Annotated in this window: 15 protein-coding genes and 2 tRNA genes; 5 read left to right on the top strand and 12 right to left on the bottom strand. The window is 33.6% G+C overall.

All coding sequences use genetic code 11. From position 1 onward, the window contains the following. Nucleotides 1-14 precede the first annotated feature (14 nt). The 9 genes from GQ593_RS06225 to GQ593_RS06185 form a co-directional block, all read right to left on the bottom strand. Nucleotides 15-1013 (bottom strand): SIS domain-containing protein, encoded by a 999-nt coding sequence (locus GQ593_RS06225; protein ID WP_160431262.1) that lies wholly within the window; start codon nucleotides 1011-1013, stop codon nucleotides 15-17. Next, nucleotides 1010-2095: an SIS domain-containing protein gene (locus GQ593_RS06220; protein WP_160431261.1), complete on the bottom strand. Its 1086-nt coding sequence runs from the start codon at nucleotides 2093-2095 to the stop codon at nucleotides 1010-1012. Before GQ593_RS06220 ends, GQ593_RS06225 begins: the two co-directional genes overlap by 4 nt. A 12-nt stretch (nucleotides 2096-2107) precedes the next feature. Next, nucleotides 2108-2929, bottom strand: a complete 822-nt coding sequence (locus GQ593_RS06215) for a PTS system mannose/fructose/sorbose family transporter subunit IID (RefSeq protein WP_160402183.1) — start codon at nucleotides 2927-2929, stop codon at nucleotides 2108-2110. Then, nucleotides 2910-3746 (bottom strand): PTS mannose/fructose/sorbose/N-acetylgalactosamine transporter subunit IIC, encoded by an 837-nt coding sequence (locus GQ593_RS06210; RefSeq protein WP_160431260.1) that lies wholly within the window; start codon nucleotides 3744-3746, stop codon nucleotides 2910-2912. The genes GQ593_RS06215 and GQ593_RS06210 overlap by 20 nt, the downstream gene beginning before the upstream one ends. A gap of 17 nt (nucleotides 3747-3763) precedes the next feature. Next, nucleotides 3764-4231 (bottom strand): PTS sugar transporter subunit IIB, encoded by a 468-nt coding sequence (locus GQ593_RS06205; RefSeq protein WP_160431259.1) that lies wholly within the window; start codon nucleotides 4229-4231, stop codon nucleotides 3764-3766. 11 nt (nucleotides 4232-4242) lie between these two features. After that, on the bottom strand, nucleotides 4243-4926 hold the full coding sequence (locus GQ593_RS06200; RefSeq protein WP_160431258.1) for a GntR family transcriptional regulator: 684 nt from the start codon (nucleotides 4924-4926) through the stop codon (nucleotides 4243-4245). Further along, nucleotides 4923-5660 (bottom strand): GntR family transcriptional regulator, encoded by a 738-nt coding sequence (locus tag GQ593_RS06195; RefSeq protein WP_160402186.1) that lies wholly within the window; start codon nucleotides 5658-5660, stop codon nucleotides 4923-4925. The genes GQ593_RS06200 and GQ593_RS06195 overlap by 4 nt, the downstream gene beginning before the upstream one ends. A 313-nt stretch (nucleotides 5661-5973) precedes the next feature. Further along, nucleotides 5974-6050 (bottom strand) — tRNA-Pro (locus tag GQ593_RS06190). Between the two features lie 22 nt (nucleotides 6051-6072). Beyond that, nucleotides 6073-6148 (bottom strand) — tRNA-His (locus tag GQ593_RS06185). An 817-nt stretch (nucleotides 6149-6965) separates the two neighbouring features. Between GQ593_RS06185 and GQ593_RS06180 the strand changes: the two genes are divergently transcribed. Together GQ593_RS06180 and GQ593_RS06175 are read left to right on the top strand one after the other, a co-directional pair. Continuing rightward, a complete protein-coding gene (locus tag GQ593_RS06180) occupies nucleotides 6966-7646 on the top strand; it encodes a response regulator transcription factor (protein WP_065638031.1) in 681 nt (226 codons plus the stop codon). Between the two features lie 18 nt (nucleotides 7647-7664). Then, nucleotides 7665-8960 (top strand): ATP-binding protein, encoded by a 1296-nt coding sequence (locus GQ593_RS06175; protein ID WP_160431257.1) that lies wholly within the window; start codon nucleotides 7665-7667, stop codon nucleotides 8958-8960. Between the two features lie 13 nt (nucleotides 8961-8973). On the opposite strand, the gene GQ593_RS06170 is transcribed toward GQ593_RS06175, so the two are convergent. Beyond that, the gene (locus tag GQ593_RS06170; protein ID WP_160431256.1) at nucleotides 8974-9723 is read right to left on the bottom strand and encodes a M15 family metallopeptidase; all 750 of its coding nucleotides are present in this window, start codon (nucleotides 9721-9723) and stop codon (nucleotides 8974-8976) included. A 159-nt stretch (nucleotides 9724-9882) separates the two neighbouring features. On the opposite strand from GQ593_RS06170, the gene GQ593_RS06165 reads away from it, so the two are divergent. Genes GQ593_RS06165 through GQ593_RS06155 form a run of 3 tightly spaced genes read left to right on the top strand, consistent with a single transcriptional unit; the run spans nucleotide 9883 to nucleotide 12292 of the window. Further along, nucleotides 9883-11016 carry a bifunctional tRNA (adenosine(37)-C2)-methyltransferase TrmG/ribosomal RNA large subunit methyltransferase RlmN gene (locus GQ593_RS06165; protein WP_337189711.1) on the top strand — a complete coding sequence of 378 codons (1134 nt, stop codon included), beginning with the start codon at nucleotides 9883-9885 and terminating at the stop codon, nucleotides 11014-11016. Nucleotides 11017-11043: 27 nt separating this feature from the next. After that, nucleotides 11044-11658 (top strand): tetratricopeptide repeat protein, encoded by a 615-nt coding sequence (locus GQ593_RS06160; protein WP_160431254.1) that lies wholly within the window; start codon nucleotides 11044-11046, stop codon nucleotides 11656-11658. Nucleotides 11659-11716: 58 nt separating this feature from the next. After that, complete coding sequence (locus tag GQ593_RS06155) at nucleotides 11717-12292, top strand: manganese efflux pump MntP (RefSeq protein ID WP_160431253.1); 576 nt, start codon at nucleotides 11717-11719, stop codon at nucleotides 12290-12292. Nucleotides 12293-12467: 175 nt separating this feature from the next. Here the strand turns inward: GQ593_RS06155 and GQ593_RS06150 are convergent, their stop codons facing one another. After that, nucleotides 12468-14597 carry an AAA family ATPase gene (locus tag GQ593_RS06150; protein ID WP_160431252.1) on the bottom strand — a complete coding sequence of 710 codons (2130 nt, stop codon included), beginning with the start codon at nucleotides 14595-14597 and terminating at the stop codon, nucleotides 12468-12470. Nucleotides 14598-14611: 14 nt separating this feature from the next. Then, nucleotides 14612-16246, bottom strand: coding sequence for a hypothetical protein (locus GQ593_RS06145; RefSeq protein WP_160431251.1), 1635 nt, complete (start codon nucleotides 16244-16246; stop codon nucleotides 14612-14614). Between the last annotated feature and the right edge of the window lie 778 nt (nucleotides 16247-17024).

Below are 17024 nucleotides of genomic sequence, written 5' to 3'. Positions count from 1 at the left end.
TGCTATTGCACTCCTTAATAATCCAAGCAACGATAATAACGGCGAATCGTCATTGGATGACGATTTAAATGCTCAACATATGCATCAATACGATTATTAATAGCTCGAAAAACAAATGGAGAAAGATTGCCACGATATTTTTCTGATATACCTGGTAATTCGTAGTCTTTAGTATCAATAATGGTGTAATTCCCACAAATTTGAGGTAAAAACCTTGCAACCCTTTCACTTAATGGGCGCTGAGTATCTTCACCAACATAAACAGTAACTGCGGTATCACGATCGATAACTTCTAAAGTACCATGGAAAAATTCGGCTGATTCAATGGATTTTGAGCGTAACCAATGTTGTTCTTCCCAATAACACATTGCATGTGAATAAGTCGCCCCCCATTGATTTCCTGCTCCCACAAAATAATGCATCGCATCATTATGATGTTTTTCAGCAACTTCTTGTCCAAATTTATCAGCTTTTTTGGCTACAGCGACGATATTTTTTGCAAAATGTTGATCCATTTGTTGATAAAATTCATCATAATCAGAAAACTCATCAGCTAAAAACATTAAACGATCAGCAGCCATAAAGAATTTTAATTGCTCATTCATTGGGTAAGAGATAACATGATCAGCCATTTTACCTAATGGGGAATCAGCTTTATCCAAAAAAGCTAAAACTGTAGCGCCGACTTGTTTTTGAATCTTATCGATAGCTTGAACTACCTCTTGGGTTGAGCCCGTAACAGATGAAATAATAATCAATGTATCTTTAGTAATTCTCTTATTACCTGTTACTAAGTATTCAGCTGCATGTTGAATAAAAGTTTCAATAGCTGATTTTTCTTTCATGTGTACAACAGCTTGCATTGAAGATGCATAAGTACCACCAATACCCAACCAACAAACATTGCTATAACCACGTTTGTGGATTTGATCGATAAATTGATTGATTTTTGGACGTAAAGCTAATGCGCCATTCATGCTGTCTAGTTCTTTTTGTTCATCAAATTTTCTCATTTTATAATCCTCTTAATTTTAGATTTAGTTATTTGGTCAAATTCTGGATATGTTGATTTTTCAAGATTGTGTCCTTTTAATTGTGATACTTGATAACTTAATAAGTGAATAGGTATTGTCATAAATAACGAAGTTAACAATTCATCACATTTAATATTTAGGCATAAATCCCTCGCGTTGAAGCAACTGGTGGTGTTTGCATAAATAGTTGAAATGTTGGGAACATACTGCTTTAAAAATTCTTTTAAAGATTCCGCTCGTTGTGCTAGTCGCCCATGAGGTTCGATAAAAATAATACAATCATCCGTATGTAGACCTAAGTATGGACCGTGCATATACTCTTCTAGTTCTTTACCAAAAGCAGTATTTCTTACTGTTTCTGTGAATTTGGTCTCCCCTTCTCTAGCTACACCATAAGTTGCACCATAACCAATCAAAATCACTCTTTTAGAATGATAAAAAAGATCTTGATTTTGATTTACCCAATCTTGTGATTGTTTAATGATTTGTGGTAGTGACTGAGTTATTTTTTGTATCTGATTAAAATATAATTCAAATTGCTCTTGATTTATTTCCCCTATTTTTTGACCAATAGTTAACGTGATTAATATTAAATCGAGAATCGTTACACTATAACCAGCACTTACATAAGGCATTTCTTCAACAGGCATTCCCATAGATAACACATGGTTGCTTACCTGATATAATGGGCTTTGTGAATTACTGGTAAGTGTGTAAATAGTTTGATTGTTATGAACAAATTGTTCAACCAAGTGAATAGTTGAGTAGCTTTCTCCTCCTTGTGAAATAGCAAGATACAAGGTATTAAGATCACCATAGTGTAAGTAATTGGCTGCCATTGATGGATCTTCAATATAGACAGGTACCTTTAATAATTTGCTCATTAAAGGTCTTGCACCATAAGCGGCATTAGCACTTGAACCTGTTGCAAATATAACAATTGCGTTAAGTTGTTTAACTTTACTTAAATCAATGGTATTGCCAAATAATGTTTGATGGTTATTTAAAATATTTTGATAATATTCAGGTTCTAATGCGACATAATCTGCGATACTTTTCATTTTTTCTCCTTACTAGCCTAATAATCCACTCCAAGCACCAAAAATACCAATAGCAGCAATTAATAAGAGAATCCAGTGGGCTTTAATCCCTTTTTTGACTAACACAAAGATAAATAGTGTAAAAAGTAAAGGTAAGATTTGTGGCATAACACCATCAAAAATATCTTGTAAAGATGAAGCGTTTGTGCCCGAACCTAATTTTAATGGCATATTTAATGTCACCATGGTGGCAACCATAGCCCCAACCACACAAAGTCCCAAAACTGATGCGCCATAGGATAATTTATCCATTAGTCCAGTCTTTTGAACTTTTTCAATAAACGATGCCCCAATGTTATATCCGATTAATAAACCAAAATAACGTACTAACATTGCAGGAATATTAAAAATTAATAAAAATAAAAGAGGACCTAAAATATTACCTTCAAGTGCTAAAGAAGTACCTATTCCGGTCGCTATAACACGTAGTGTTCCCCAGAAAAATGAATCACCTAAACCACTTAATGGTCCCATTAACGCTATTTTGACGTCATTAACAGAGCTTTTATCAAAATTACTATCTGTCGCATTTTGTTCTTCCATAGCAATAGAAATTCCTAAAGGAAAAGTGATTAACCATGGTGTAATATTGTAGAATTCTAAATGCCGTTGATAAGCATCAGTTAATTCTTCTTTGTTATTGCTGTAAATTTTATCTAAAGCAGGACGCATAGCATAGGAATAACCTAAGTTCATTTGTCGTTCATAATTCCATGACCACTCAGCAGTAAAAGATCGCCAGAACGTCCTTGTTAATTCTTTATTGGTTATTAATTTAGAATTCTTCATTTTCATAATTGATCTCCTGTATACCTAAAGTGTCGCCAGTATTATTATTTAACCTTTGATTACCATCCTCTATTACGTCTTTTTTTCCATTAAATGCGGAATAACCTGTCAAAATTAGAGCAATACACGCACCGAAGATGGCCACTCCAGTAACAGGCACTTTCATATAAACAGCCAAAGCAAAACCAAGAACAAAGAATGTTGCATTGGTTTTTTTTATCATTATTTTCATTAACATAGCAAAGCCAAACGCAGGTAATAATCCTGTTGCTATACCTAAACCATCTATAATAAATTTAGGAATCATTTCTAATAAGTCATTGATAGCAGAACTGCCAAATAGATAAGATAATCCTACAACTAAACCAATTGGAAGATTAACAGAAAAGAATCCACCTAATAGATTCATTCGATCCATTCCTTTACCATTACCTTCACATGCGTATTGATCGGCTTTATGAACAAAATAAGGAAGGATAAAAAGAAAGCATAAGTTTTTAACTAATAAAACAAATGAAGCAATCGGAATACCTAGCGTTAAAGCTATTTCCGTACTTTTACCTGCACCTATTGCAAAGGCGGTACCTAAAATACTCCCTGAGATAATTTCAGGGGGAATAGATGCCCCAATAGAAAACGATCCAACAAAAGCTAATTCTAATGTTGCCCCAATAATAATGCCTTGTGTGATGTCCCCCATGACTAAACCAGCTAAGGTACAAGTCACTAATGGTCTTGATAACATTGATGAACCTAAAAAATATTCACCGTTTGCTAACATCGCAATCAAAGCTAAAAAAATGGCTGTTAATTCGATACTCATTTTATGTATCCTCTAAACTATTTTTCAAATTTTTGCTTTAATTCATTTGGAACTTGTTGAATGTAGACATCAACTCCATCTTGTTGTAATCCTGTTAATAAATCTGCTTCTAGATCGGTTAGATTAATAGTTTTAGAATAATTTTTGGTTCCTTCTCGAGGCTTAGTTCCACCTAAATTAAGACTTACTATTTTATCTTGAGTGTTTCGTATTAGTTTTTCAGCGTCAGCAACAGATTCAACAACAATTAGCATTTGATATTTGTCGGTTATACCTGAATTAATAGCTTCAATGCTGTCATCTATTGATTTCATCACTAATTTTGCATCATCAGGCTTAGCTAAACGAATGGCAGACTTACGTAATTCATCACTTGCAACAATATCGTTGGCAACTAAAATAGTATTTGCTCCAACATTTTTGAACCATGAAACAACAACTTGACCATGTAATAAGCGATGATCAACACGTAATAATTTAATCATTGGTGTACCTCCTAGGTGAAATCGACCACATATTTAGTATTGCAAGCAAACTTATATTCAATGGCAATTGGTTCGCTATTAATATCAAAATAGTGATTAGAAATTTTAAATAATGGATCATTTATTTTGCACTGTAACTGTTTGGCTAATTCAGCATTGGCTGCAGTTAACTGCAAATCTTGTTCTAATTTATCTACTTTTCTCTTTCCTGAATTAGTAATTTCGAGCGGTGATAAAACTTTTATTATGGAAACTTGAAAGTCAGGAAAATAGCTAAGAGGCAATAAAAAAATTTCTTTTACTACATTTTTTTCAGAGACCTCTAAAAAGCTAATGTAATACATGAGTTCAGTAGGCTTTATTTTTAATAATTGACTATAATAGTTTCCTGCTTGCCTTAGGTAAGATTCTTTAATAACTTTCTTATGGTTTCCATAAATATGAGGTTTAATAATGCCTGTCATTTTTAGAATCGTTTGAGTAGAAAGAGTTGGTGCAACGAATAAACCAACGCCTTTTTTCCTAACAACCAAATTTTTATTAACTAATAGATCAATTGCTTTTCGAATAGTTGTTCTACTTACATCATAATCTTTTTGTAATTTTCCTTCTGGGGGTAATTCTGAACCTACGCCATATTGTCCTGCTTTAATTTGCTCCATTAAATGAGCTGCTATTTTTACAAATAAACTCATTTATATTTTTCCCCGTAATCAAAAATATTTTTAGCAGACAAATGATATCTAAATTTATTTCCTACTAAATATTGAACGGTATGTTCAAAAGGCTGAAAATTAATATCAAAACTGTAACTTGACACCTTATAAATTGGTGTACCTTCAATCAATTGTAAATACGTTGCTTTATCCTTGGTTACTACTTCATAAGTAATCTCTTCACGCCCGTGGCTTGGAACAAGGTGGTAGTGATCTTTCAAAAACTGATAAAGAGAAACATTATTTAAATCCATTTGATCTAGTTTTTTGAACTTTTGGGATGATAAGTAGGTAATTTCATATGATAGTGGAATTTCACCTAATACACGCTGTCTTATAATTCTAGTTAATTGTTCATTTGAACCAAAAAATATTCTTAGTTCAGCGGGCATTGTAATGATTTTATTAGAAATGACTTTTATTTTGATTTGAGCATTATCAGCTTGTTTAACTTCTTCACTTAATGAAGACATTTTTAACATATTTATTTCAAAAGCTTTACTACATTCTAAATTTTTCCCATTATTGAATAAATAGCCTTCTAGCATTAAGCTATGTAATGCTTTTTTTACTGTTGTTCGACTAACATTAAAGTGTTCAGCAAGCCCTCTTTCTGTTGGTATTTTCTTAATAACAGACGGATTTGCTTTAATTTGTTCTTCAACATAAGTTTTAGAGGCAACATCACGATATTCCAAAGGCACTTCCCCCATTTTTTGGATTCATTAATCCAAAATGTGTATTTAAATCTACACAACAATCTGTGAAAAAGAAATAAAAAAATACATGTTACTAATTTTTAGTGCCAATATTGTTGCCTTGATCACAATTTTCAGTATCAATACACAAAATCATTAAGGTAAAAATAAAAAATGGTAGAAATACATAGTAACTTCAGATGGAATTTATAAGAGAAGAGAAGAGAATAAACAATCTTTTGAAATATTTGTTAGAATATCAGTAATAAATCGATCAATTAGAAGGCAATAAAACCCTACTAAAATAAAGAGGCTTTTAATTTAAAATTGGTCGGCGAGAGAGGATTCGAACCTCCGACCCACTGGTCCCAAACCAGTTGCGCTACCAAGCTGCGCTACTCGCCGTTAGATGTGGTGCCCTATTGAATGGGGTGGCTAATGGGATTCGAACCCACGACAACTGGAATCACAATCCAGGGCTCTACCAACTGAGCTATAGCCACCATAGAAGCAGGACGAAATATTACGCATAAAAAATAACATTGTCCAGCACAATTTTAAAAAAATGCACTGATTGATTATATTAGAAGCGCTAAAAGTATAAAATTTGATAACCGCCAATCCAGTCGTTAGCAAGGGCGTTTTTAGCTGAAGTACTGATTTCTTCGTTGGATGGATTATTGTTAACAATTTTAACACACCCAACTCAATGAATTGCTAGCAATTTTTTGTTATAATGTTTTTGGTACTTTAAGTTCAGCTTTGACACATCAGTAACCTCGCCAGTAAGATATGGCTGTTCACGCATACCCGACTGGCTCTAAAGATAATGAGCATGCTTTTTTACTAAATTAGGGAAAACATAAGCATATTTTAATTGTTATTTTTAGCTATTTGACGGTAACAGAAGCAGAAAATACAACAATATTGGCTTTGTCAATCCTAAAGCTGGTAAGACTTCAAACTTCTGCAAATTTATTCTTTCCTAATTACTTGTGGTTTTATTTTTTATCTCCATATTCTATCTATAAAGTAGATATTTGATGATGAAACATTAACATATTACTTTATTATATCTTAGCTGAGAATTGAATGATTTAATTGCATAATAAACAATCAATTCCACTTATGTTCTTGGGTTAGTACATATGCTACAACATATAGCTAACCTAAAACTTTTTTACATTATTAATAACAGTAAATTAAAACATCTGGGATCGTTCAAAATATGTAATATTTTAGTAAAAGAACCTGACTTTTTTTTTATTATTGCAATAATGTAAAAATCTAAATTAAATAACAATGGCGATTGCGATTATGATAAATATTTTATTAATTGATGATGATATTGAACTATCACAAATGCTTAGCGAATATTTGACTAATGAAGGTTTTAATATCAAAAGTGTTTATTTAGGTAAAGATGGTATTGATGAAGCATTATCAGGAAAATATCGTGCCGCAATTTTAGATGTCATGTTGCCTGATATTAATGGCATTGATGTCCTTAAAAGCATACGTCAACAATGTAATATGCCAGTTATTATGTTAACAGCCAAAGGCGACAATATTGATCGTGTATTGGGGTTAGAATTGGGGGCGGATGATTATATCCCTAAACCATGTTATCCTCGAGAATTATTAGCTAGATTACGTGCTGTTTTACGTCGTTTTGATGAACGTTCAGTTGAAATGGTTGATGATAAAAAATATCATTTTAATGGTTTAACTTTAGATCTACCACAACGATTATGTACTTGGAATGGACAAGTCATTGATTTGACATCAACCGAGTTTAATTTATTAGTTTTATTGGTAAAACATAGTGAGCGAGTGGTTACTAAAGAAGAGTTATCGGAAATTGGCCTTGGTCGAGCACGAGAACTTTACGATCGCAGTGTCGATGTTCATATTAGTAATATTCGTCAAAAATTACATCAAATAGCACAAAATGATGTAACGATTGAAACAATTAGAGCAGTCGGTTACCGTATCCGTTAACGACCAATAGGCTTTAGTATGAATCGTCGATTATTTTGGAAAATACTCATTATATTTTGGGTCATTTTTTATCTCACCTTCCAATTAACTTGGATTGCGTTTTCGATTTATGTAGAAAATAAAAATCAAAGATTCCTCAATCATATGCCGACAAAAGTCGATATGATTGCGCAGTTATTACATGTGGCAGGTGAAGATGAAACACTTAATTTTATTGCGCATTTGCCCGAACAAGAAAGGGCTTTATTATCAATAAAATTAGTTTCTCCAATAAATGAGCAAGTCAATATACTGACTGATGAATTAGAAACGCCAACATATGTTTATCAACGTATGGCTGCAGCGCCTGACGGAACGCTTTATTCTGTTTCATTTAAAGAAGATAAGGACGATCATACTAAAAAAACATTGTTCAATATGCCAATGCCAATAGTATTAATGGGAATATGTGTTGGACTTGTCTTTAGTCTTTTTTTAGCATGGAATTTAACCAGACCTATGAGACTATTAAGGCAAGGCTTTTTTAGGGTATCTCAAGGCGATCTTTCTGTCCGATTATTTAATAAATTAAAACCTCGCCGCGATGAGTTGAGTGAGCTAGGTAAAGATTTCGACATGATGGTTGAACAACTTAATATATTGATCTCTGATCGTCAATCTCTCCTTCATGATGTCTCTCATGAACTCAGAACGCCACTTGCTCGTTTACAGCTAGCAATTGGGCTTGCTCAACAAAATAAACAAAACATTGATACGGCTTTGGCTAGGATAGAGTTAGAGTCACAACGATTAGATCAGCTAATTGGTGAGATTCTAAATTATTCTCGAGCCGAAATGAGTAGTCGCACCGATGAATATTTTGACTTAAAAGATTTAATAAGTGTAGTTATCAATGACGCTAACTATGAGGCGAACCACCAGTTAATTGATGTACATTTCATTTCATCATCAATTACTCATTCAATTGTTAAAGGCAATTCAGAACAAATACGCCGTGCTATTGAAAACATTATCCGTAATGCTATTCGCTTTTCACGGGCAGGACAAGCTGTAGAAGTTTCATTAAAAGAAACAGGCAAGTATTTGCAAATTGAAGTAAAAGATCGTGGACCTGGCGTTGAAGCTAATAAACTATCCAGTATTTTTGAACCGTTCGTTCGTATTCAGTCTCCCCAATTAGGCAAAGGTTATGGGTTAGGGTTAGCAATAGCCAGAAAAACTGTCATTATGCATAACGGCACTATCCAAGCAACTAATCGCGATGGGGGTGGTCTTATTGTAACAATAAGTTTGCCATATTGGAGAAAACTTTAATAATAAAAACATGTTAATAACAATCAGTATTAACAGTTAACACATACTCTTTAACTAGGTTTTCCAACTTGATTTTATCGTGACCTGTAAAAGTTAAAGCTTTCATGATAGCATTTGGATCGCTTTCTAATATAGCTTGATATTGCGCAATATATTGGCTAGCGATCGGTTTGTATGACCAATGCCATTCTTCAGGTTGATATCCTCCTTTTCTTCCATCATTAAATGCTTGGCAAAATCCATATTTGGGAAGATTTTCTTGAAGCCACTTATAAAGAATTACGCCTTTTTTATCATTTCTAAAATATTCTGAAGAAACACTCGTAATATCGATATCTGTACCCCAATGATGGCGAGAAGTTCCTGGAATGGATGAATATTTTAAAATCTGTTTCGCAATTTTTTGCGGATCATTGAACTTAGCAGATAAAGCATCCCATTTCCGTTGCCAAATTCCATTTTGGTAAGCGTAATTCCGCGTTGCACTTACTACAACAAAAGGAATGTCTGGGTGAACTTTTTTAAAGTCATTATATGCTTTAATAAGTTGCTCTGTTGGCTCTTTCTGCAGATACATTCCTTTTTTATTAACCGGCAGTATGGTTGAGTCTAAGGCAATAAAATTATCGTCTTTTTTTTCATCAAACTGTCCAATCAGTTTATTTAGGGGGATTTGTTGTGCCATAGTAAAAGTAGAAAATAAAAGTAACGCTAAGTTTGAAATCAAACTGCCCATTTTGTTAAGTGGTGTTGAATTTTTCATCTTTTGAGCATTACCAATATTCTATTAGCCAGATTAAGTTAAAAACAGTATAATCTTTTTCCTAAAAATTGAAATAGCCATAATGTGTAAAAACGAGGCCTTATGTTAACACCATCTACATCCAACACGTCTATTAATTGTTCAGGCGTTACAAATACAATGAATCTTAATACAACTAATCACACAAACGAAAAAATAAATTTACTCAATTTTACACGCCAGCAATTAAGAGAGTTTTTTATATCACTTGGCGAAAAGCCATTTCGAGCCGATCAAGTGATGAAATGGATCTATCATTTTGGGATAGATGATTTCGATCAAATGACCGATATCAATAAAAAGTTACGTGAGCAACTAAAAACTTTAGCTGAAATTAAAGCACCGAGGATTGCAATGGAGCAACGCTCATCAGACGGCACAATTAAATGGGCGCTTGATGTTGGAAATAATCAAATGATTGAATCTGTTTATATTCCTGAGCGTGATCGTGCAACATTGTGTGTTTCATCACAAGTTGGCTGTGCATTAGCGTGTAAATTTTGTTCCACAGCGCAACAAGGATTTAATCGGAATTTAACTGTCTCTGAAATTATTGGGCAAGTGTGGCGGGCATCAAATGCTATTGGTGTAACCGGTAAACTTGCTGATAGACCTATCACCAATGTCGTTATGATGGGGATGGGTGAACCACTACTTAATTTATCTAACGTGGCACCAGCTATGGAAATCATGTTAGATGATTTTGGTTATGGTTTATCAAAAAGGCGTGTCACACTATCAACGTCAGGAGTTGTTCCCGCTTTAGATAAACTAGCTGGTATGATTGATGTAGCATTAGCCATTTCACTTCATGCTCCAAACGATAAGATTAGAAGTGAAATTATGCCAATAAATCAAAAATATAATATGGCAATGTTACGTGATTCTATTTTACGCTATCTTGCTACTTCAAATGCCAATCATGGTAAAGTAACAATTGAATATGTATTACTTAATCAAATTAACGATGGCGTTGAGCATGCGCACGAGCTGGCAAAATTTCTTAAAGATGTACCTAGTAAAATTAATTTAATTCCTTGGAATCCATTCCCAGGAGCACCGTATGCTCGCTGCTCTAATACACGTATTGACCGTTTTATGAAAACACTGATGGGATACGGTTTTACAGTAATTGTTCGTAAGACACGTGGTGATGATATTGATGCAGCATGCGGACAACTGGCTGGCGAGGTTGTTGACCGTACAAAAAGAACACTTTATAAAAAACAAAATCTAGTTCAGCAAGCAATATAAAGATCACTTTTTATAAAGGAAGAATAGATGCAAAAATCGTTAATTATATCTAGTTGTTTTTTGATTGTGATGCTATCGGGCTGTCAAATTAAAAATAGCAATGAGTTTGATCCAGAAAAGGCGGCTTTAGCTAGAATGCGACTTGGATTAGGTTATCTTGCTAAAGCAAATGAATCAGCTGAAAATATCAAAGCAGCACATTATAATCTTAAATTAGCGGCACAATATTCACCAAATAATCCTCAAGTTATGTTAGCTATGGCAATGTTTGATCAACATATTGGCGAATACAACGAAGCTGAAATAATTTACAAACGTATTACGCAAATGCAACCAGGTAATGGATTATATCATGTGCATTATGGTTCTTTTTTATGTGGTCGGGATCGTTATCAAGAAGCAAAGCAGCAATTTCAGCAAAGCCTTGATTTAGATCGCCACCGTTGGAAAGCCGATGCTTATGAGCAATATGGCTATTGTGCTATCCAAAATAAAGATAAAAAAACAGCTGACTTAATGTTTAACCTACTTTTTCAATATGATGCAAACCGTCGAGATAGCGTCAAACAAACCGCTGAACTATATCAAGGTAAAGGCGATATAAAAGTCGCAAATTATTTATTTTCAGTAACAAAAAAATAAATCGTAACGAATTATTATTCAATAATAATTAATATAATGTAAAGCAAGAGTATATGTCATGAGTTTTTGGGCTATTTTGTTGTTAGCACTGGCTATGTCAACCGATGCCTTTGCTGTCGCTGTATGTCGTGGAGTTTCGCTTAAATCAACCCCATTTTTAGGGGCACTCAAAGTCGGTATTTTATTTGGTGTTGTTGAAGCTATTACGCCATTACTGGGTTGGTTAATTGGCTATATTGCACTGCAATATATCGAACAATGGGATCATTGGGTTGTTTTTACTGTCATGTTATTTTTGGGTATTAACATGATTTACAATAGTTTTAAAAATTCTGATGAAGATTGCCAAGATGATAAAGTAACCTCATCAAAAAAATCTTCTTTAATATTAATTTTTACAGCGATATCAACCAGTATTGATGCATTTGCTGTTGGGATTGGACTGGCATTAGCAAGTGTCAATATCTGTTTTGCTGCAACAATGATTGGCATAGCAACCTGTTTAATGGTTACCATTGGGCTATTGCTAGGCAATAAATTAGGGTGTTTAATTGGAAAGCGAGCAGAATTTTTAGGTGGCTTGGTACTTATTCTGATTGGTATTATTACACTTTATCAACACCTATCCCATTAACCTTTTCTGACTTTCATCTAGCATAATACCCCTTAATTTTTTAAAGGGGGAATTATAATAATATACTCTAACATTGAATACCCAACGGGTAACATTGAAACCTATTTAGGTAATTTTCCACAAACCGTTACCACTAAAGGTAACAGTTTGTAAAAAGTACTTCTATTTGCCCTTTTTAAATTTTACAAAATGTCATATCAAAACTATGTGTATCTTGATTATAAACTGCTTTGAATGTGCCTTTATCAAGAGGATTTTGTAAAATATGATTTACGATAAATGGCCTAATATTTGTTTTAATATAACCAGGCAATCCCCGAGCACCACGAATTAAATCATAATGGTCATGACAAAATGCACTTATACAAGAATCTGATATCTCTACAGTGACACCACGTGGTTGATATGCTCGATTCAGTTTGTCAATTTCACGACAAATAATTCGTTCAATAACGTCCATCGGAAGACGTTTGAAATGGAGAATATTCTCTCTCCCATTAAAACGATTAAGCAGCTCAGAACGATAAGTATTGTTGAGTTCATTTGTCGCCAATTCACATGCAGCTTCATTAGAAAGGTTCGGATCTAAATAGTAAGGTTGTCCAATATTTGAGGTCATAATAATCATAATATCAGAAAAATCGACTGTTCGACCTACATTATCGGTTAACCGTCCATCCGATAAGATCTGTAAAAAGATATTAAATACATCAGGATGTGCTTTTTCAATCTCATCAAACAGATAGATTCCAACGGGTTTTGCTCTAACTGAGTTTGTTAAAATTCCACCAGCCTCAAATCCTTCATATCCTGGTGGTGCACCAATCAATTTAGCGACAGCATGTTTTTCCATGTATTCAGACATATCAAAACGAACCAACGATTTTTCGTCACCATAGACATATTGTGCTAAGGCTTTAGCCATTTCGGTTTTACCCACGCCCGATGGACCTAAAAATAGATAAGACATTGCTGGACCAGATTCGTGTAGCGCATCAACTTTAGCAACTTTTACCGAATTGGCTACGTGTTTGACAATACTATCTTGACCAAAGATTCGAGATAATAAATTTGTCTCTAAATTAATCAAGTTTTCAACTTCATTTTCATCCAATCTATTTGCCGGAATTCCTGAAACTTTGCTAAATTCAGTGATCACTTCTTGGCGATCTAGTCGCAAATCTTTATTAGCTAACATGACTAATTTTTTGTGTCGCTCGTTATTTTGTGCAATTTCTGCATCAATCTGTCGAATCTTTTCTTTTAATTTAGCTACTGAAGGAGAATCAAATCCGCCAGCCGTAAACTGAGCAAATGTTTTTACGGTAGTCGGCTGTGAATTATTGTTGTTATCCTCTTCTTCTTGCAGTTGAGTGATTTCATCTTGCAATTGGAAGCGTAATGTTTCAGCATCACGTTGATATTGATAAGTTTTATTAATTTCTGACTTCAATTCTTGCCAATCTTTCTGCCATTGTTCAAGTTGTTGTTGCAAATCTTGCTGCTCAGTTTCATTGGTACTTCTTGCAATTTTATCCATTAATTCAACAATTTTTGGATGCTGTTTATGCGTTAGTTGTCGATAACTAGCAAGTGCGCGATCAAGTAATGAAATCGCTCTTTGAGGTTGTGCTCCACCCAAACCTAAGCTATCGCGATATTTACTAGTTAAGTGTATTGCTTCATCAATAGCATCTTCATTAATTTGAATTTTATGATGATCAGAAAGATCTTTTGCAACCACAGAAACAATATCTTTTAAATCATCACCAACCGGCTCTTTAACATCGTAAAGTGTGTAAAGTTCGGGTATTTTTGTACTCGCTTTTAATACACTACTTAGCTTATCGTCTCGCACCTCCAAAATAACTTGAAAATTATTTGATTTATCGATGTTATTTAACGCATTAATAAAATGAGCATTACCAGTATTATGTGCCCCCTCCAAAAAATTAGCTGTATCGGTAATAATTAACACAGATTCAGGCGTTTGCATTAACTTTTTTAAGATACTTTGAAATTCATTATTAATCTTAGCACTATCACCGCTCGAAAAGAGCGCATCGCAATTCAACCAAAATAATTTTTTTACAATCAAATCAAATGGTGTATCTGGACTATTTTTAATAGCCTGTAAACCAAGGGTAAGCATTGAAACACCTACCCCCGCTGGCCCTGTTAATAAAAGTGAATTTGATGATTTTCGAATTAGAATAGACGATATTCGTTCTAAATCATGTTCCCTACCTACTAAGGTAAAATTAGGATATTGCGCTAAATATTCACGCCCTCTAACTAACAACATTATGCGTTCCTTTATTACAGTTTAAAAGGTGAGGTTGTGCCACTAGTGCTTTCTTTTTTAGTTTCAGATTTTTCTGATAAAACATCGCCTGTCACCGCAATAAACTCTCGCGTATCACTTTGAACGTCTTTAGACATTTTTTCAATTTCTTCTAAATTCGCACGCATTGTTTCTAGTGCTGAACGAGTGATTTCAGTCGCTTCTTTTTGGGTATCGCCAAACTCTGCTAAGTTTTGTAACATAGCTTCTAAATCGTTATTAATTTCATCACGCCCAGTTGCAATTCGAATTGCTTCATTTTTTGCAATATCATTTGTAACTCGAGTCATTTCGGCTAAAGTATTACCTGCCATTGATTGTGCCTCATTAATCGCTGCTGAGTTAACGGCAGTTACCACAACACTAAGTTGTGAGGCCACCGATGCAATACCTCGTGAATGCATTGCTCTTGCACTTTCAACTTGTTTTTTCGTTGCTGCTTGCATATTGCGAATTTTGATGGCTTCTGTTGTTAATTCACCATAGGTCTGCATGGTATCAACCGTTGCAGTTGACACTGTGTCGATATGTTCATCTAAATTGCGTCTAGCCTCATCAAGCTTCATTGACTCTAACAAATTATCACCAACATCTCTATTTTCAAGCTCTTGCCTACGTTCTCTATGGACTTTTTCAACTTTTTTAGTGGCTTCGTTCATAATGGCATAAATTTGTATCATATTGCCATTATTGTCACTAAGTCCTTCAATTTGTTTAACCATTTTTTCAAGATGATTACGAATAGCACCAAAACGCTCTTTGCCTTGATTAACAAATTTTAACGCTGATTCAACCATATCTGCTTGGCGCAATGTATGTTGTTCTGAAGTTAAATTCAGCAACTCTTTTAATTTTTCAACATCCAGTGATTCCTTACGTTGCTCATGCCGTTGTGTAATTTCTGTTTGGATATCATTTAACGCTTTATTCTTATTTTGAATTTGTTCTCTTAACTGAGTAATTTTTTCTTCATTAAGATCAATTTTTTCTTTTGATAAAGCTTTAATTTTCCCAAAGCCAAAGAATGTTTTATCTTGCTGCAATAAAACTATTTCTTTTTGTAGTCCTGATATTTGTTTTTCTATATTTGTAATTTCACTTTGCACACTTGCTTTTTGTGCAGTTTTTTCTTCATCCCACTGTTGATCAGCTTTGATTTGAGCTAAAGCATTTCGAGTTTCACCATTTTGGCGTAAGTTATACAATGCATCGGTAAGCTCGGTAAGAGGTTTTATTTTTTCAATAAAGTCATTAAGATCATTATTAAAATCCGCATAAACTCTTTGTAACTCAGCAAATACTTCGGTATCGGTCATCTCGATACGCTGTTTAGACATCTCTTCTGAAATAGATTGTAGATATTCCTTGAACGTATCAAATTCTTGAATTTTAGCCCGATCTGCTTCTTTATTATCGGTAAATTCTAAAATGTGAGTGACTTCTTCTACTTTTTGTTCAAGGGAAAGACTATCTGAAAAAATAACTTTAAAAAAAGTATTTTCTTTAATTTTATCAAGCGGGTTTTCCACTTTAGCTGTTTTTTGTCTCTGTCTAATCGAGTAATCACTCTGTTCAGTAGTGGCCATTTTTTTTCTCGAAGATACACTCATTATTTCTTTCCTTATTGTATTATTTGTTTCTATATTTACTGATTATTTACCCACTTTAAATCCTATTTCAAATAAAAAGGATAAATCGTGAAATACTAATTTATTCTTACAAAAAGATAAGTTTCATCTTTTCATGATGTTATTATCTATTCAACATTTTATTTTGACAAGTTAAAACTGTTATTAATAGCTGAAAAATAACAACTGTATAATAGTATAGATAAACTACTTACTGGCATATTAACGTGTTATCTATGCTTTATTTAACTAATTAATAATTAAATAGTGATCCTCGCCAAAATATTAGACAGTGGACACCTATCATTTTTCCGTTTCGGTAATATTGTTGTTTATATTGTTCAGGCGATATCCAGCTGTTGAATGTTGATGGGCTTTAACGATGCTTCCATTAATAAATTTTTATTCTAAATCTAGCGCCTCTTTAATAAATTTAAATAGTTTCCTCAATATGCCTTTTTTTGACAAGAGATAAAATGTTGCTAAATCGTACTCCAGCTCCCAAATTTCGTTGGAATATCTCGCTAGGAAAGCTAATCCGCATTCGATATAAAATACACTTCTAGTTGTTGCGATGCACTTATTTATTGTAAATTTGACCTGCATTTAGTATTAATTTTTGTAGCTTTTTTTAGTTGTTATCTGTTAACCTGTTGTATGTGTAACTATTTGTTATTGTTATCTTTTTATGAGTTGCATTATAACGACATCTTTATGTCTTTTATTTTCTTTTTTATTGAAAGATCAAAGACCCTAGTAA

This window comes from Gilliamella sp. Pas-s25, assembly GCF_009795885.1.
Lineage (GTDB): Bacteria > Pseudomonadota > Gammaproteobacteria > Enterobacterales > Orbaceae > Gilliamella.
The sequence above is the reverse complement of the archived record's forward strand: the minus strand, read 5'-3'. Positions and strand labels throughout refer to the sequence as shown.